Annotated in this window: 16 protein-coding genes and 1 riboswitch; of the genes, 12 read left to right on the top strand and 4 right to left on the bottom strand. The window is 39.4% G+C overall.

The window, feature by feature from the left end; translation table 11 throughout:
- Positions 1-98: 98 nt before the first annotated feature.
- Positions 99-842 (bottom strand): SDR family NAD(P)-dependent oxidoreductase, encoded by a 744-nt coding sequence (locus tag FC24_RS07995; protein ID WP_057874370.1) that lies wholly within the window; start codon positions 840-842, stop codon positions 99-101.
- A gap of 168 nt (positions 843-1,010) precedes the next feature.
- Between FC24_RS07995 and FC24_RS08000 the strand changes: the two genes are divergently transcribed.
- Positions 1,011-1,535, top strand: coding sequence for a hypothetical protein (locus FC24_RS08000; RefSeq protein ID WP_057874371.1), 525 nt, complete (start codon positions 1,011-1,013; stop codon positions 1,533-1,535).
- A gap of 131 nt (positions 1,536-1,666) precedes the next feature.
- Entirely contained in the window at positions 1,667-3,424 is a 1,758-nt protein-coding gene (gene recQ, locus FC24_RS08005) for a DNA helicase RecQ (protein WP_057874372.1), read from the top strand.
- A 50-nt stretch (positions 3,425-3,474) separates the two neighbouring features.
- On the opposite strand, the gene FC24_RS08010 is transcribed toward recQ, so the two are convergent.
- Positions 3,475-4,269, bottom strand: coding sequence for a lp_1002 family arylesterase (locus FC24_RS08010; protein ID WP_057874373.1), 795 nt, complete (start codon positions 4,267-4,269; stop codon positions 3,475-3,477).
- Between the two features lie 99 nt (positions 4,270-4,368).
- On the opposite strand from FC24_RS08010, the gene FC24_RS08015 reads away from it, so the two are divergent.
- From FC24_RS08015 to FC24_RS08055, 10 genes are all read left to right on the top strand, one after another.
- Positions 4,369-4,911 (top strand): GNAT family N-acetyltransferase, encoded by a 543-nt coding sequence (locus tag FC24_RS08015; RefSeq protein WP_157059106.1) that lies wholly within the window; start codon positions 4,369-4,371, stop codon positions 4,909-4,911.
- Positions 4,912-5,048: 137 nt separating this feature from the next.
- Positions 5,049-5,576 (top strand): GNAT family protein, encoded by a 528-nt coding sequence (locus FC24_RS08020; RefSeq protein WP_420805256.1) that lies wholly within the window; start codon positions 5,049-5,051, stop codon positions 5,574-5,576.
- Between the two features lie 179 nt (positions 5,577-5,755).
- Complete coding sequence (locus tag FC24_RS08025; RefSeq protein ID WP_057874376.1) at positions 5,756-6,283, top strand: Rrf2 family transcriptional regulator; 528 nt, start codon at positions 5,756-5,758, stop codon at positions 6,281-6,283.
- An 84-nt stretch (positions 6,284-6,367) separates the two neighbouring features.
- Entirely contained in the window at positions 6,368-6,517 is a 150-nt protein-coding gene (locus FC24_RS11635) for a hypothetical protein (RefSeq protein ID WP_169790273.1), read from the top strand.
- Positions 6,518-6,712: 195 nt separating this feature from the next.
- Positions 6,713-7,105 carry a GtrA family protein gene (locus FC24_RS08030; protein WP_057874377.1) on the top strand — a complete coding sequence of 131 codons (393 nt, stop codon included), beginning with the start codon at positions 6,713-6,715 and terminating at the stop codon, positions 7,103-7,105.
- Entirely contained in the window at positions 7,102-9,081 is a 1,980-nt protein-coding gene (locus FC24_RS08035; protein WP_083485666.1) for an ArnT family glycosyltransferase, read from the top strand. Before FC24_RS08030 ends, FC24_RS08035 begins: the two co-directional genes overlap by 4 nt.
- A 17-nt stretch (positions 9,082-9,098) precedes the next feature.
- A complete protein-coding gene (locus FC24_RS08040) occupies positions 9,099-10,091 on the top strand; it encodes a glycosyltransferase family 2 protein (RefSeq protein WP_057874378.1) in 993 nt (330 codons plus the stop codon).
- Positions 10,092-10,250: 159 nt separating this feature from the next.
- Positions 10,251-11,930, top strand: a complete 1,680-nt coding sequence (alsS, locus tag FC24_RS08045) for an acetolactate synthase AlsS (RefSeq protein WP_057874379.1) — start codon at positions 10,251-10,253, stop codon at positions 11,928-11,930.
- A gap of 21 nt (positions 11,931-11,951) precedes the next feature.
- Positions 11,952-12,677, top strand: a complete 726-nt coding sequence (gene budA / locus FC24_RS08050; protein WP_057874380.1) for an acetolactate decarboxylase — start codon at positions 11,952-11,954, stop codon at positions 12,675-12,677.
- A 39-nt stretch (positions 12,678-12,716) separates the two neighbouring features.
- Positions 12,717-12,897, top strand: a riboswitch (Lysine riboswitch).
- A gap of 111 nt (positions 12,898-13,008) precedes the next feature.
- A complete protein-coding gene (locus FC24_RS08055; RefSeq protein ID WP_057874381.1) occupies positions 13,009-14,469 on the top strand; it encodes an amino acid permease in 1,461 nt (486 codons plus the stop codon).
- A 55-nt stretch (positions 14,470-14,524) separates the two neighbouring features.
- Here FC24_RS08055 and FC24_RS08060 read toward each other — a convergent pair whose 3' ends face one another.
- The gene (locus FC24_RS08060) at positions 14,525-16,006 is read right to left on the bottom strand and encodes a helix-turn-helix domain-containing protein (RefSeq protein ID WP_057874382.1); all 1,482 of its coding nucleotides are present in this window, start codon (positions 16,004-16,006) and stop codon (positions 14,525-14,527) included.
- Between the two features lie 225 nt (positions 16,007-16,231).
- On the bottom strand, positions 16,232-16,903 hold the full coding sequence (locus tag FC24_RS08065; protein WP_057874383.1) for a deoxynucleoside kinase: 672 nt from the start codon (positions 16,901-16,903) through the stop codon (positions 16,232-16,234).
- Positions 16,904-17,417: the final 514 nt, after the last annotated feature.

Consider the following 17,417-nt stretch of genomic DNA (forward strand, 5'->3'; position numbering starts at 1 on the left):
TTACCGCCCAGAAAGCAGCTTAATAAAGTTGTCCAATTTTAAGGGTTCACTTCAGGTAAATCATTTACCTGTTGCCTTTTTTGTTGCTGATATTAATCTCATTGCGCAGTAACGCCGCCATCGATGACAAATTCTGCGCCAGTAGTAAATGCAGCGTAGTCCGAACCTAGATAAACACAGATATTACCGATATCACTAGGTTGGCCAATGTGTCCTAAAGGCGTTAACTGTGCCATGCCTTGTTTTAATTTTTTTGGAATAATTTTGGTGTCAATCGCACCAGGGTGAACTGAATTGACCCGAATGTTTTTATAATATTTAGCAGCATCTAGCGCTGCGGCCTTTGTTAATAAACGTGTACCACCTTTGCTTGCATTATAAGCAGCGTTATCGGTAAAAGCGACGATACCTTCAACAGAGGAAATATTAATAATTGAGCCGCCGTTTGCATCTTTCATGACTTCCATTGCGTGTTTAATACCTAAAAAATTACCCGTTAAATTAATATTAATGACCCGGTTCCAATCTTCAAGTGTTTCTTCATCAATCGGGCCTGGCTTAGGGGCGACACCAGCGTTGTTAACTAAGATGTCCAACTTGCCATAGTGTTGCACAATGTAGGCAATGACAGTTTGCCAATCCTGTTCATCGGTTACTTCTAAAGTTTTAAATTCAGTTGTTTTTGAATGTTGGTTTAAAAACGTGTTGGTTTCTTCATAAGTACGATGGCCGGTTAAGATGACTCTAGCACCAGCGGCAACAAAGCGTTCGGCGATTCCTAAACCAATTCCTGTTGCTGCACCAGTGATTAGGGCAACTTTTCCTTTCAATAATTCTGGCATCACAATTCCTCCTTTTATTGATAGCGCTATCATAAACAAACTTTATTTTACCACATTTATGGGGAACCGTAATTCAATTAGCAGATTGTTTTAATCTTGAGGATATTTATTGACAAATAATTTTGTTTTTTCGTATATTAGAAAAAATAATTTGGAAGGGATGATTAAATGAAAAAGGCCAGTTACTTAACCTTGTTAGTTTGTGTGTTGGGGCTACTTGGTGCTTGTACTGCACCAGGCGCAAAGCAAGAAAATGCCTCAACAACAAATTCACAAGTCAAACAACAATCACAATCACAATCCGCCAATAGTATCAGTGGACGTTCGCTGCTGACAAATAATGGAAAAGAATCCCGCACGCTCTTACCGGCAACTTGGCAATTTGATGAATTCGCCATTACAGCTATTAGTGGTGAGTTGGATGACAAACAGCAGTTAGAATTAGAAATTAATTGGCGTAATGGTACCCAAGATCCACGGCGCTTTAGTGACGTCGCCGAAGTGACCGTTTATCAAGCTAATCAAAAACTACCACTCATTGAACGTGATGACGATTTTGCAGATACAGTTCGCCCTCAGCGCTCTGAAGACTTTGAACTGAATTTTCGCCTCAATAATCAAAAACAAGCACTTAAAATTGTGATTACACCGCAACAAGGAAAAGCGCGGACATTGATGGTTGATCTACAGTAAAATGGTTATTGATAACAGCTAGTTGATTAATTTGAAATAACAGAGAAGTTGCATCTATAGAATGGATTAGTTAAAATAGAAAGCTGATTCTAGTTATTCGATTAAGTCATGACTAAAGGAGTTTACAACCATTGGATGCGGCGACCATACTCAAAACAAAATTTGGCTACCCGCATTTTCGCCGGGGACAAAAACAAGTGATTGATAAGTTGTTGGCTGGTGAGAATGTTTTGGCCTTAATGCCAACTGGAGGCGGGAAGTCATTGTGTTATCAAATTCCCGCTTTATTATTATCTGGGCTTACTTTGGTAATCTCTCCTTTAATTTCTTTAATGAAAGATCAGGTTGATGCATTAAATGAAAATGATATTCCTGCCACTTTTATTAACAGCACATTAACGCATAAGCAGATTCATGAGCGGCTAATACTGGCGGCAAGTGGTGAAGTGAAATTGCTCTATTTATCACCTGAACGTTTGGAAATGGCTGATTTTATGACAGCCTTGAACGAGTTGAAAATTGATCTGGTTGCTGTAGATGAAGCGCATTGCATTTCACAGTGGGGACATGATTTTCGTCCCAGTTACCTCCAGGTGGCAACGCATTTAAAAGATTTAGTGAGTCAGCCGACAGTCGTTGCATTGACGGCAACGGCAACACAACGCGTCTCCCGTGATATTCGGGAGCGTTTAGATATTGCCAGCGAAAATGAGATTAAAACCAGCTTTGCCCGTGACAATTTAACGTTACGGGTCATTAAAGATCAAGATCGTGATCAATATTTATTGGCTTATTTAAAAGCAAATTCTCATGAATCCGGCATTATTTATGCCAGTACGCGTAAAGAGGTTACTCGATTAACCGCCTTGCTAAAAAAACATGATTTTAGCGTTACCATGTATCATGCTGGGTTGTCCGAACAAACACGTCGTAAAAATCAAGAGGATTTTTTATATGATAGGCAGCTCGTCATGGTAGCAACTAATGCATTTGGAATGGGAATTGATAAAAGCAATGTGCGCTTTGTCATCCACGCACAAGCACCGGGCAGTCTAGAAGCCTACTATCAAGAAGCTGGCCGTGCAGGGCGTGATGGTTTGCCCAGCGAGGCTATTTTGCTTTATCGTCCGTCAGATGTGCAATTACAACGCTTTTTTATTGAGCGCTCTGATATGGCTGCTGCACCACGGCAGCAAGAATACTTAAAATTACAAGCTTTAATGCAGTATGTTAATACGCAAGGGTGCCTGCAACAAGCCATTTTGAATTATTTTGGCGAAAAAGCAACACCGTGTGGGCATTGTGGTAATTGTTTAGATCAGCGTGAAACGGTTGACATTACTGTGACAGCACAAAAAATTTTATCTTGTGTTTATCGCATGCACGAAAATTTTGGGAAAACTTTAGTAGCACAAGTGCTGACCGGTGCGAATAATCAGCGAGTTCGAGCCTTAAATTTCATTAGTTTATCGACTTATGGTTTATTAAAAGGACAAACGCAAAAAGAAGTTAACCAGTTAATTGATTTTTTGACTGCAGAAGGCTATCTGCGTGCTAGTGGCGGACAGTACCCGACGTTAAAAGTAACTGTTAGTGGTGCAGCAGTCTTGCGGGGTAAGCAAAAAGTTGAACGCAAAATGTCAACGCAGCCACAAGCTAGTCATGAACCAGACGATGCTGTGTTTGAACAGTTGCGGCAGTTGCGGACTAAACTAGCTCAAAAACAAGGCGTGCCGCCTTTTGTTATCTTTTCCGATGCAACATTGAAAGAGATGGCCTTGCATTTACCTCAAGATAAGCCAGCTTTGTTAGCAATTAAAGGAGTTGGCGAGCAAAAGTTTACCCGCTATGGAGAAGCTTTTCTGAAAATTTTAGCAACAATTAACTAAAAAACATCCCGAAGATATTTTTATTGTCTCCGGGATGTTTTTACATTTGATTAAAGGGTAGCTTGCAGCCATTCGGTGGCTAAGTCAAGCCAATGAGCAACATGTGGTTGGTTAGCATCAGGTTTCCAAGCAGTCTGAGCGTTGGCTAAAGCTAAACCATGCGGGCCGTGGTGAAAAATATGTGCTTCAAAGGGAACTTGGAACTGATTTAGTGCAGCTAAATAAAGTAAGCTGTTTTTAACAGGAACTAAATTATCATCTGCAGTGTGCCAAATAAAAGTTGGCGCACATTGTGGATTGACAAATTGATCGGCTGCAAATTTGTCAGGTTGCGCTGCAATACTAGCTAACTTTTCTTTAGAGGTTGGCCATCCTGCAGTTAAACGGATCACCGGGTAGCTTAAGATAGCTGCATTTAATTTTAAAGTGTCAGCATCGCTGTGTAAGTTTTGTTGAAGCCAGTTACGTTGCCAACTGCCATTATATAAACTGACAATGTGTCCGCCGACAGAAAAGCCAGCCGCTGCTACTTGGTTTGGATTAATGTACCATTTTTGGGCGTGTTGACGCAATTGTCTGATGGCAGCACCTAAATCATAAATGGGTTGGGGTAATAAAGGTGGGTTTTCATTATTAAAATGATAGCGCAGGAAAAATGCTTGGAAGCCACGGGCAACAAATGCCAGCGCTAGTGTTTCACTTTGTGCTTTGGGAATATGTGTGTAGCCGCCGCCAGGAACAATAATGACTGCGGGAAATCTTTTTTGAGTTAATTTTGGATCAGGTTCACGAAGGTAAGCCTGTAAATAAGCAGGCTCAGTTAAGGGTATTGTCAAAGTTCGCAAATTAAAATCGACCTTTCTACCAAGTTAATTTTCATTGACTATTGTAGCGGGTTTTGTTAATTTATGCAGCGGGTAAGATTAAAAAAAGGAAGTTATCAAGTGCATTTTGAAACGCCACGGCTACTGATTAGGCCGTTTACCACAACTGATTTAACCGATTTGTATCATTTTATGAAAAATCCAAAATTGGCAGCGATGGCAGGGTGGCAGCCTCCTACCTCTCGGCAAGAAAGCTGGTCAGTTTTGCGAATGTTTATCCGCAGCGATGAAGTTTTTGCTTTAATGGAAAAGGCAACACAGCATGTGATTGGTAGTATTGGCTTACATCGCCGTGTTCCTAGTGCAATTAAACCAGAAGATGACAGTCGGGAACTGAGTTTTATTCTTGGAGAAGCTTATTGGGGACAAGGATTGATGCCAGAAGCTGTCAATGCGATTTTACGTTACGGCTTTATTGACCTTAAATTACAGGAAATTTGGGTTGGCCATTTTCAAGATAATTACCGGTCGCAGCGTGTGATTGAGAAGACTGGGTTTCATTTTGAATATGAATTTGAGCGACCACGCTTATTTAGCAATCAGCCGCCAATTGAAGAGGTCTATTATAAACTGACTGCGGCGGACTTTCGTGGACATTATTAATAGAAAATGAAAGTAACATGAAAATATTGTAGTTATGCTAAAAATTCATCTCGACTAACAAGTGAATATGGTATAATGAGCGGTGAAAAGAGATATTGGAGGTAGTCATGATGGACGTGGTACAGGAGCAACTGAAGATGATGGAAAAAGCATATCAAGAACGTTTAACAGCCATTAAAGCCAATTCTGATTTAACCATCTTAGACATGGATTCGACTTATCGTGCAAAATCACAACCCGTTACACCGTACATCGTTTATACTGATTTTGATCGTGCCCAAAATGAAAAAAGCAGTTCAATTTTCGTGTATACCGCGTATGAAAATGTGGATAAATATGGTCATTCTAAAACAGATTATCAAAATGAATTACTATTTAACTATGATGTCTGGTCAAAAACGATACACATCACAGTCTTGGAAACACTAGGTGCTGAAAGCCAATTGGCATTTTATGATTTTCAAAACCATGGTTTAGCCCAATTAGCGCTCTCACATCTCATTCAAGTTGCGCGGCAAAAACAAGTTAAAGCAATTGATGGTAATGTCAGTTCATTTGATGGCGATAGTTTGAAAAAAGTCATGGCATTGTACCAGAAATTTAATTTTGATTTTAAAGTTCAGGATCAACAACAAGGTTTAGCAAGTTTCAATTTGATGTTATAATCAGCGCAATTATTTAATTATCTGGCTCGTTGCAGTATACTATGATTACACCCTTGGCAAAAAGGCAGGCCCGCAGCTTATTTTTAAGCAGTAGGCCTGTTTTTTACTTTTGCGCCACTTTTTTATTTGTGATATGATATGTCCATAAATAGAAGAAAATTTATGAAGAGGTGGCTGGCATGCGATTAACCCGTGGATTTGAACAGGCTGCTTGCATTATCACGTTGTTGGCAACCCAGGATCCCTCTATTCCAATTTCATCTGAAGTGATTCATCATCGTTTGAGTGGTTCACAGACTTATTTACGTAAAATCATGCGCAAGTTGGTAGTAGCAGGTTTGATCAAATCCGTTTCCGGAAACAATGGGGGATTTACCATTGCCCATTCACCTAAGAAAATTAGTTTATATGATGTGGTATTAGCAACTGAAGGCGAAATTCACACTTATCCAGATACTGGGTTAATTGATATGGTATTTAAAGATTTTCAACCTGTTACTAAACAAGGAACTTCTGTGATTAATCAAGTTTTTCATCAGGCTGATTTATTATGGGAAAAAGCGCTAAAAAAACAGTCGGTTTACCGAGTGATCAGCGATACACTAGGTGAAAGCAAAATTCCGTTAGTTAATTGGAATGAATCAGATGAAAAGCGTGAGTTATTGATCCAAAAATTATTGCGTAATATTCGCCAAGAAATGAAATAAAAATTTAACCATCTTTGTTAAAAAGCGCTATAATGAAATTAGCGAGTATCTGCCCGCGACTTCGTGATAAAAGAGGCGTTCATTATGGCAAAAAAGCTTTCTAAAGCACAAAAAAAGGCTATGATTCAAAAAGCCCAAGAAGCTCGCGCAAAGCATCCGCAGGCTAAATCAGCAAAATCTGGTTTTGAGTCAATTGATGAAGAAGCTAGAAAACTGACGGGTCAAACTAAATAATGATAATGAATTTATCTGCTAGTGAAAAGTAATTTTCACTAGCAGATTTTTTTTACCTATAGGACTAATAAAAGCTGCATTGCTAATTTTAGTTTGAAAAAATGTTGTTCATAAATTAACTCAATTAAGGCTTGTTTAAGGTCGAGTCAGTATGCTGTAAACCATCAACAAATTAATTTGATGGAAGTGAGCAACATGTTTAAAACCGTTTGGCAACAATTGATTCAATTTGGGTTGGTAGGAGGTTTGAACACTTTATTGACCTATTTGCTCTATTTAATTTTGTGGCGAGGTGTAGGTGCCACTGCCGCAATGGGAATCGGTTATGCGGTAACTTCACTATTAGGTTTGATTTTAAATCGTAGTTGGGTCTTTAAGTCACAGCAATGCTGGCAAAAAGCTGCTTGGCGTTACTATGCAACCTACTTGACTAGTTTCTTTTTAAGCATGGGACTAGTTCACTTGTGGACACAAACTTGGGGGTTATCAGAAACCAGTGCGCCACTATTTAGTTTAGTGCTGACGGTACCTTTTAATTTTATTCTCAGTAAATTTTGGGTTTTCCGTCAAAGTGGGGTGAAATTATGATCCGGCAATGGGTAAAACGGCAAGATCTGTTATTATGGTTAATTTTATGCTTAGCATTAGTGCTTTATGGCTGGGGGATTTGGACTACTGAAACGGCAAATAGTTACTATACAGCTGCAGTCACTAGTATGATTCAAAACTGGCATAATTTTTGGTATGGTGCGTTTGATCCGGCTGGTTTTATTACAGTGGATAAACCACCAGTGGCACTGTGGTTTATGGCGATTAGCGCGAAAATCTTCGGTGTCCATGGATGGAGTGTCATTTTACCCTCTGTTTTATTTGGCCTTGGCACTGTTGGGCTAATCTATCAGTTGGTGAAGCGGCATTTTGGTCGTTGGGCGGCTTTAATTGCCGCACTCGTCATGACTTTAACCCCAATTGTTGTGGCAGACACCCGCAGTAACAATATGGATGCTACTTTAATTTTCTTTTTGGTTTTAGCAGGCTATTTATTACAAAAGGCAGTCGACCAGCAAAAAAGTTGGTTGGTGATGTTAAGCTTCGGGCTCATCGGCGTCGGCTTTAATATTAAAATGCTCCAAGCATTTATGGTCTTGCCGGCGATGTACATTTATTATTTATTGGCAACCCATCAAAATTGGCAGAAAAAATGGCTCACTGGTTTAGGTGCGACCATCGTTTTAGTGGTTTTGACGCTGGCTTGGCCCTTGACAGTTGATAGTACCTCTGCTAGTCAACGGCCTTATATTGGTAGTTCGCAGAAAAATTCTGTTTTAGATTTAGCATTTGGTTACAATGGCTCTGAGCGTTTATTAGGCCAATCTACTGGCACAGGTGGTGCTGGCGGAGCGTTCAACATTGGCACCGCTGGTCCATTAAGACTTTTCCAATCTGAATTAGGCCCGCAGATTAGTTGGCTGTTGCCATTTAGCCTATTAGGTTTGATCAGTGCTTACGCCTTTTATCGTGATCGGCGGCGCCGTTGGTATCAAACCACTAAACAACAACAGGATTTATGGTATTGGGCTGCTTGGCTAGTACCAGTAGCAGGATTCTTTAGTGTTGCTAGTTTTTTCCATCCTTATTATCTGATTATGTTGGCACCCCCGCTTGCTGCGTTAACTGGGATTGGCAGCGTCACGTTAACGCGTCAGTTTCGTCACGGGACCTTACGCCAGTGGTCAACTTATTTATTACCCCTGGCAATAGGGTTAGCGGCAAGTTTGCAAGCTTATTACGTTCGTGATTATTATCAGTGGGCAAGCTGGAGCTTGTTACTAGGCGGTTGGCTCTTAGCAGCGTTGTTACTACTGCTTCACCGTCAACAAGGACTGCATAAGATGTTAATTGGCATCAGTTTAATTGGTTTAATGCTAGCGCCAGGTTATTGGGCATTAACGCCGATGATTTATTTAGAAGAAGCACAAATACCGACAGCGGGGCCTGATTTAGCTAATGGTGGAGGCACTAATATTGGCGATGGCAATGTGAATTCAAAAATGCTGGCCTATTTACAGCAACACCAAGCAGGGGCCACTTATTTATTTGCTACTAGCGATGCCAGTACTGCTGCGCCTTACATTATCAAAAGTGGGCAAGCGGTCATGGCCTTAGGTGGATTCAACGGCACCGATCCAACTTTAACCTTAAAGCAATTTAAAAAGTTGGTTAAAACTGGCGAATTGAAATACTTTTATGTTTCTGGTAAAAGCGGGCAATCAGCGATTATCAACTGGGTAAAAAAGCATGGCATTAAAGTGAAAAAGTCTTTGTATCAGTCAACCACTAAAAAGACGGAGGCAACCAAACAAGGACCGACAATGAAGCAGCCAACTACTCAAATGAAAACTAAAAATCAGCCGTCAACAACGGGTCAACCAACAGGGCAGTTACCGGCAAACGGAAAAATTAGTCGTAAATCCGCGCCAGCAAAACCGACAAAGACTAAAAATAAGTCAGGCGGCATGACGAGTCAAGGTACATTATACCGATTAACGATTAAATCAGATTAAGTGAAAGGGTGAGTCACATGCAACAACTCATTTCAATTGTGGTACCTGTTTATAATGAAGGCGATGGGTTGACGGCTACTTTTAAAGTACTGCGGCGATTTAGTCACCGTTTAACCCAGTATCAATTTGAATTTATCTTTGTAAATGATGGTAGTCAAGATAATAGCGCGACGTTAATTGAACAACAGGCAAAACAGGATTCCCGGTTTAAGTTAATTAACTTTTCCCGGAACTTTGGTCACCAACTCGCCATCACTGCTGGTTTGCGCTATGCTGGTGGACAGGCAGTGGCCGTGATGGATGCAGACTTACAGGATCCGCCAGCTGTGATCGGTCACATGTTAAAGAAATGGGAAGCTGGTTATGATGTAATTTATGGGCAACGTGAGCGCCGGTTTGGCGAGACTTGGTTTAAACGCACTAGTGCAAAATTATTTTATCGAGTGTTACAACACATCACGACAACCAATATTCCAGTCGATACAGGTGATTTCCGCTTAATGGACCAAAAAGTCGTCCGCGAATTAAATCGCTTGGGTGAACCTGACCCCTTTGTTCGTGGTTTGGTAAGCTGGGTTGGCTTTAAGCAAACGGCAGTTTTGTATCAGCGCCAAGAGCGAAAAAATGGGGTCTCGAAATACCCGTTAAAGAAAATGGTGGCTTTAGCCATGGCTGGGATCACATCTTTTTCGACATTACCCCTTAAATTAGCGTACTGGACAGGCGGTGTTGCAATTGTCACTGGATTGATTGGCTTCAATGTAATGTTGTTTCGTCATAGTTGGCAGACAAATTCGCTGATAATCTGCAGCAGTTTTTTTCTCAGTGGCATTATTTTAGTTAATTTAGGTCTGCTAGGTTCATACGTTGGTCGGATTTTTAATGCAGCACGGCAACGACCACGATACATTATTGCCAGTACACAAGGCTTTAATCAATTAATCGCACAATCCCACAATGAAAAAATTTCCCAACCTCGATTGCCTGGTGGTTTACGGCAACACAATTGATGATTGTTTCACTTAAAAGCACTGTTAAAATTTGATAACAGTGCTTTTTTGTGACGATATTTGATTGAATTATGATCGCCTGCAGTTGAAGCAATGTAAGCGAGTTTATGATATCATTGGAGTTAATTTGATAGTTTGAGATTTTGGGAGGGATTTATCATGGCAGGTAAGCAACGCTACGGTGCCAATGTGATTCTTGAAAGTTTGATCAATCATGAGGTTAACTACGTTTTTGGAATTCCGGGTGCAAAAATTGATCGGTTATTCGAAGTACTGGAACATAGTGATAATCCAAAAAAACCACAATTAATTATTGCACGCCATGAACAAGGTGCCGCCTTTATGGCATCAGGAATTGGCCGGATTACAGGCAAACCTGGTGTTGTGATGACCACTTCTGGTCCGGGTGTTAGCAATTTAGCAACTGGTGTGGTAACCGCAACTGCTGAAGGAGATCCAGTTTTAGCAATTTCTGGACAGGTTCAACGTGCCGACCTTTTGCGGTTAACTCATCAAAGTATGGCTAATGCAGCACTGATGGCGCCGATTACAAAATATAGTGCGGAAATCCAAGATCCAGAAAATGCGTCAGAAGTATTGGCTAACGCTTATCGGGCCGCATTATCGGCAAAACAAGGAGCGAGTTTCGTCAGTGTTCCGCAAGACGTTACAGATGCTCAAGTTAGTCGGCCAGCAATTATGCCATTGCAAGCGCCAAAGTTAGGGCCAGCAAGTCCAGCCGACATTACGATTTTAGCGCGGAAAATTAAAGCAGCTAAACTACCAGTCTTTCTAGTTGGGATGCGTGCGTCATCAGCTGAAGTGACACGTGCGCTGCGTAATATTTTATATGTATCCGATATTCCAGTGGTGGAAACATTCCAAGCAGCTGGGATGATTTCCCGGGAATTAGAAAAGAATTTCTTTGGTCGGGTGGGCTTGTTCCGTAATCAGCCTGGCGACATGTTATTAAAACAAAGTGATTTAGTCATTACAATCGGTTATGATCCAATTGAATATGAACCGCGTAATTGGAACGCAGAAAATGATGCACGAATTATTGATATTGATGATATGGCAGCTGAAATTGATCATAATTTTGAGCCTGAAACTGAATTAATTGGTGACATTGCCCAAACTTTGGATTTCTTATTGCCTTATTTACGTGGTTATGAAACAAAAGCAGAAATGAAACAATATTTAGCAGGTTTACGGCAAAAATTAGAAAAACGTGATTTACCGCCCCAGGTTGCAGCAGATCAAAAATTAGTCCATCCATTAGCAGTTATTTCTGCATTACAAAAACGAGTTAGTGATGAAATGACGGTAACTGTTGATGTCGGTAGTTTTTATATTTGGATGGCGCGGCATTTTCGCAGTTATCAGCCACGGCACTTACTATTTTCTAATGGGATGCAGACTTTGGGCGTTGCGCTACCTTGGGCAATTTCAGCCGCATTATTACGGCCTAACACACAGATTGTTTCGGTTTCTGGGGATGGTGGCTTTTTGTTTACTAGTCAAGAACTAGAAACTGCAGTACGGCTGAAATTAAACATTGTGCAGTTAATTTGGAATGACGGTACTTATAACATGGTGAAATTTCAAGAAGAGATGAAGTACGGTCGAAGTGCAGGCGTTAATTTTGGCAATGTAGATTTTGTCCAGTACGCTAAAAGTTTTGGTGCCACTGGTTTACGGGTTGATCACGCTGGTGACTTAGAAAAAGTGCTCGATCAGGCCTTTGCTACTGATGGACCAGTTATTGTTGATATCCCGATTGATTATTCAGATAACGATAAGCTCAGTCAAACGATTTTGCCAGATCAATTTTATTAATTAATGAAAGGAAGTACTGGAATGGACGAACAGAAAAAATATACCACGTTATTTCAACACGGAACGTTAAGCCTTCTGGTTCCCGGATTATTTGAGGGGACTATGACAGTCGGTGAGTTATTACAGCATGGTGATTACGGTATTGGCACGGTTCAGGATTTAGATGGTGAAATGGTAGTCATTGCTGGTAAAGCTTATCAAGTAACAGGTTCAGGTAAGATTAATCAATTAAAACCGGAGCAAGCCGCGCCTTTTGCCACGGTTCACTTTAACGCACCACACGCGCAGACAACATTAAAGGACATTGATAAATCAGCGTTAGAGCAACATTTATTGGAAAAATATCCGTACCGTAATGTTTTCTTTGCGGTTAAAATTGAAGGTGAATTTGCCGTGATGCATACGCGTGCTGTCGAAGCACAAAAAAAGCCTTACCCAAGTTTAACAACTGCAACGAAAACACAACCAACATTTGATGCCAAAAATGTGCAAGGAACTTTAATTGGTTACTATGCGCCAGCTTTATTCCAAGGTGTGGCAGTGGCAGGCTATCATGTTCATTTTCTAAGTGCAGATCATCAAACCATCGGCGGCCATGTTTTAGACTATCACTTAAAGCAAGGCCAGGTTGCCATCCAGCCTTTCGCCACACTGCAACAACATTTCCCGTTAGATGATCAAGCCTTTTTAAAAGAAGACTTTGACTATGGCGATATGGATCGATCAATTAATCAGGCTGAAAAATAGAATATTACTTGTTAAATAATGAGATGTTCGTTATACTGTAACAAAGATTGAGGTTGCAGAAAACAATAGTAACTAGTTGGAAGCGAAAAAGCGTTATTGAAAACTAGTGAAAGGGTGATCTGCCGAAATGGTCATTTGCTTTTTCAAATGGCTGTTGGGGCTTGGCTGAATAAGTCAGGAACTGTCGTGATGATAATCATCACGGGGCGCTATCGACTAACAGGAAAAGACACCGTCTTTTTATGTAGTGTGCGCGCTATGTAAAAAGACGTTTTTTATTGTTAGATATCGTCGTGACCTCTAAAAATAATTTACTGGAGGAATTTTTTAGATGGCACAACAGCATATTGAACACGAACAAGGTGTAAAGCGTGAATTAAAAACACGACATTTATCCATGATTGCCTTAGGTGGCAGCATTGGAACCGGGCTATTTGTTGCCTCTGGATCTGCTATTTCAAAAGCAGGGCCAGGCGGCGCGTTAATTGCCTACATCGGAATTGGCTTAATGGTGTACTTTTTAATGACTAGTTTAGGTGAAATGGCGACTTACATTCCGGTTTCAGGTTCGTTTGCCACTTATGCCGGCCGTTTTGTTGATCCAGCACTAGGGTTTGCAATGGGTTGGAACTATTGGTTTAATTGGGCAATTACGCTAGCGGTAGATGTGTCCACTACGGCGATTGTCATGCATTTTTGGTTACCCGATGTTCCGGGCTGGATTTTTAGTCTATTTTTCCTGTTAGTGATTTTTATCATTAATATTTTATCCGTAAAATCTTTTGGTGAAACTGAATTTTGGTTATCAATTATTAAAGTTGTCACCGTGATTGTCTTTTTGATTGTCGGCTTTTTGACAATTTTAGGCATTATGGGTGGTCATGGTCCAGCAATTGGGTTACACAATTTTACAATAGGTAAAGCGCCATTTGTTGGTGGTATTCCAGCTATTTTAAGTGTGTTTGTCGTTGCTGGCTTTTCATTTCAAGGAACAGAATTGATTGGTATTACTGCTGGTGAATCGGCAACACCAGAAACAAGCATCCCTAAGGCCATTAAACAAGTTTTTTGGCGGATTATCTTATTTTATATTTTAGCTATTTTTGTCATTGCGGCGATTTTGCCTTATACAAGTAAAGATTTACTAGGATCTAGCGCTGGTGATGTGGCAATCAGTCCATTTACTTTGGTTTTCAAGCGTGTTGGCCTAGCAGGAGCGGCTAGTATTGTTAATGCGGTTATCTTAACGTCGGTGATTTCGGCAGCTAATTCGGGGATGTATGCATCGACGCGGATGCTTTGGGCGATGTCAAAGCAAAAAATTGCGCCTAAAGTTTTTAGTCACGTTAACCGGCATGGTGTACCTGTTGCAGCCTTATTGATGACCACAGTAGTGGGACTATTTACCTTTTTAACTAGTATTTGGGGCCCACAAATTTATTTATTCTTGGTTTCTGCTTCTGGTTTAACAGGTTTTATAGCTTGGTTGGGCATTGCAATTTCACATTATCGTTTTCGCAAAGCTTTCATTCGGCAAGGTCATCATTTGAGTGAATTACATTATCACGCGAAGTTATTTCCGGTGGGACCGATTTTGGCAATGGTGTTAGGTATCTTAGTGATTGTAGGTCAAGATTTACACGCTGTTCAAAATTTTGATTGGCAAGCATTAGGGATTAGTTATATGAGTGTACCGTTATTTATCATTTTATTTGTTTACTATAAGTTGCGGCATAAAACACACTTGATTCCGTTAGATCAAGTTGATTTATCTAAAGCAGACCAAGATTAGTTCAATGAACGAAATAAAGCATTCAATTTCTGATTTTCAGTAAATTGAATGCTTTTTATTTTGCTGCATAAATGGTTTTAATTTTTAAATATAAACTGTAATAATCGCTTTCTTGAGCATCTAAGCGCCAGTGTAAAACGGGAAGTCGTCGCTGTGTTAATTGTTTAATTAAAGGCGCATGTGCGTCAATGGTTGTCAAAATAAGGTCTGCATCTGCAGGACTAGCATTTTGGTCTAAAATTTGAGCAATGCTAATGCGATCTAAAAAATATAACAAGTCAGATGTTAATAAATCACTATTTTCAGCAACTAACCAAATCTTAACAGTTTTTTGAATTTCAAACTTTTGGAGTTGTGGGTGTAATAAATAACAAAGATACTGACTTAAGGCCTGTCGCTTGCGATAGAGTTGGGGCATTTTTTTTCGTACTTGTGGAATTGTAAAAAAATCTGCAATTACCTGACAAATGGGTGAATTTGCGTATTTTTCCGTATCAGATTGTAAGAATTCAATGATTTTGGGATAGTTTTCTTGAATAATTGCCGTAGTCATTAAAGCGCGCAACAAACTGACCATAACAAGATTATTGTCAGTTTGTAATGAGGTTTGGTAAGTTTGTGCAAGATGGTTTAAAAGGGCCAGTGCAATCTGCCACAATGGATTATTTTGCGTTTTAAAATAGTTAAGCAATTTGGCTTCGCGCTGATTATAATCTGGTACAGAGGTGATTAAACTTGCCTGGGCGAAGAAGAAAAATTTCTTTTCAACTTGCTGTTTTGCGGTGGAAACCGTGGGTAAGAAATGATCTGGAAAGGTTAATTGTGCAAAAAGCGAATTTTTTGCTGTAATGAGATCAAATGCACGACTGTCTTGAACTAAGTAACCACGACTGACGCGAACACGAATAATACCTAACAATAAAACCTGTTGCAGTGTGACAATAAAGTCTTGGTGTTCTGGGTTCTTTTCTAAATAAGCATCACGAATAGCCACTTCACTGAAATCATGCAATGGCCACTTAATACCATGGAAGCCAATCCAATAAACAATAAAGAGAAAATAACGAATATTCATCTCGTTACCCGTGATTTTTAGATGAGTATAAGAAAAACGCAAAGAATAGCGCGTCATGAAATGTTTGACAGGTGTTGATTTACGTAACAAAGTAGATTTACTAACAAAATGACGCTCACAAAAATCGGCAACAGTTGGATTCGAAGCTTGAAAAAGATAATCAATAAATTGAAACACTAATGATTGCTCAAGTAGAAAAATCCGGTACTGGTCTAATGAAATCTTAAAAGTATGTTGCGAAAGTAATTTTTGCCGCCCCGTTGTTGAATTAAGGCTGTCGTCTAAAGCTTGCATGTCGCGTAACAAGTCTTGAAATGTATTATAAGCTTGCTGATATGAAAGGTGCAGGCGATCACTGATGTCGTTAATTGTAAGTGAAGTTGCATCAGTTGTTTTCAGAACGCGAAACATTTGAAATTTTTGTTGGTCCGCTTTTTCCAAAAATAATTCTTCGAACAGCATCGTGGGTCTCCTAACAAGTGTTTACCATTATTTTACTATTCTAATAGGTAATTGCAAATGCCAGTTTCTAAAAGAAGTAATCGCTTTTTTAAACTGGCATAAAATTAATTGTTATTGTAGTGTTGCTAGCAAAAAGGAGATTGCAACAAAAGAATAACTTTTATCACAATCCCCTAGAATCTTTGATAATTAATCTTGGTTAATTAAATGTAGCTGGTTAAAAAATTATCTGCGTTGATTGCCACTTGCGATGTTAGTGATTTGATGTAGTTGGGAAATTTTTTGGTCGATGATGTTTAAAACACGTTTGTGAGCCAAGTCATCATTAACGAAATCTAGTTGATCGCCATTAATTTGTAGCTTAGGACTTTCATCATAATCCTGATACCATTTTGAATAGCGGTGATTAAGTTCTTGGTAATAATGGTAAAGGCTCGGATCTTGTGCGATTTGTTCATAAGGACGGTTACGTTTAGCGATTCGTTTTAACATAGTGTCAAAGGAAATGTTAATGTGAATCAGTAGTCCTGGCTTTTTATGGTAGCTTTGCTGTGGTAGTTCTTGTAGCATATTTTCAAGTAAGGAATCGTAAACAGCGACCTCAGTGTCCGTGGCCCGACCTAGATCAGCATTAAGGTGAAAAAGCAAGGAATCTTCAAAGATTGATCGATCAATGACACTATTTTGAATTTTGTCTGCTGCTTTTAATTGAGCTAAACGCTTATTTAAAAAGTAAATTTGTAATAAAAAAGCGTATTTTTGCGGATCCTTGTAAAAGTAGGGTAATACTGGATTGTTATCGACAGATTCATAAAAGGCTTTTGAGTTTAAATGCTTTGCTAATAGAGTTGCTAAGCTTGTTTTTCCGGCACCGATAGTTCCTGCAATTACGATCATAAAATATAGACTCCTTAATGGTTTTAGATTAAACAGTACTATATATTGTATCATTGAAGAATTGCTTTGCAATATATAGCAGAAATTTTAATTCGCTACGGAAGATAATTTTAGATGTTATTACTATAGTAGAAACAATGAAAATAAATGGTGCTGTAGTCATTACGATTATTTTTATGTCTATGCGTTATTTTATAGTTGCAAATGAATTAAAAAGAGGAAGAGTTTTCCATTTGGATAATTCAAAGATTTTTGAACTGGATATTTACTGTGAGAGCGTCGCTTTTGGCCCGGTGAAACCGTACGATTTTTGGATGCATAATAATGAGTGTTCGCGGTTAAATAAAAAATAATTTTAATTATCAAATCAGCTTGACGCTACGAAATAATATTGCTATAGTATTGATTGTTGTCAGTTAACGTTTGTTTAATTAACTGAATTTGGCCTTGACAACCATTGATTAGTTTTGCTAAACTAAGCTGGTTGTCATTTGAGCCTTTATGCAATAACTGC

The organism is Loigolactobacillus rennini DSM 20253 (assembly GCF_001436505.1).
Classification (GTDB): Bacteria; Bacillota; Bacilli; order Lactobacillales; family Lactobacillaceae; genus Loigolactobacillus; species Loigolactobacillus rennini.

Excerpts from the sequence above, each read along its gene's own strand:
- FC24_RS07995 (WP_057874370.1), bottom strand. The coding sequence starts at position 842 with ATGCCAGAATTATTGAAAGGAAAAGTTGCCCTAATCACTGGTGCAGCA.
- FC24_RS08000 (WP_057874371.1), top strand. The coding sequence starts at position 1,011 with ATGAAAAAGGCCAGTTACTTAACCTTGTTAGTTTGTGTGTTGGGGCTA.
- FC24_RS08020 (WP_420805256.1), top strand. The coding sequence starts at position 5,049 with ATGATGGAAAAAGCATATCAAGAACGTTTAACAGCCATTAAAGCCAAT.
- FC24_RS08025 (WP_057874376.1), top strand. The coding sequence starts at position 5,756 with ATGCGATTAACCCGTGGATTTGAACAGGCTGCTTGCATTATCACGTTG.
- FC24_RS11635 (WP_169790273.1), top strand. The coding sequence starts at position 6,368 with ATGGCAAAAAAGCTTTCTAAAGCACAAAAAAAGGCTATGATTCAAAAA.
- FC24_RS08030 (WP_057874377.1), top strand. The coding sequence starts at position 6,713 with ATGTTTAAAACCGTTTGGCAACAATTGATTCAATTTGGGTTGGTAGGA.
- FC24_RS08035 (WP_083485666.1), top strand. The coding sequence starts at position 7,102 with ATGATCCGGCAATGGGTAAAACGGCAAGATCTGTTATTATGGTTAATT.
- FC24_RS08040 (WP_057874378.1), top strand. The coding sequence starts at position 9,099 with ATGCAACAACTCATTTCAATTGTGGTACCTGTTTATAATGAAGGCGAT.
- alsS (WP_057874379.1), top strand. The coding sequence starts at position 10,251 with ATGGCAGGTAAGCAACGCTACGGTGCCAATGTGATTCTTGAAAGTTTG.
- budA (WP_057874380.1), top strand. The coding sequence starts at position 11,952 with ATGGACGAACAGAAAAAATATACCACGTTATTTCAACACGGAACGTTA.
- FC24_RS08055 (WP_057874381.1), top strand. The coding sequence starts at position 13,009 with ATGGCACAACAGCATATTGAACACGAACAAGGTGTAAAGCGTGAATTA.
- FC24_RS08060 (WP_057874382.1), bottom strand. The coding sequence starts at position 16,006 with ATGCTGTTCGAAGAATTATTTTTGGAAAAAGCGGACCAACAAAAATTT.
- FC24_RS08065 (WP_057874383.1), bottom strand. The coding sequence starts at position 16,903 with ATGATCGTAATTGCAGGAACTATCGGTGCCGGAAAAACAAGCTTAGCA.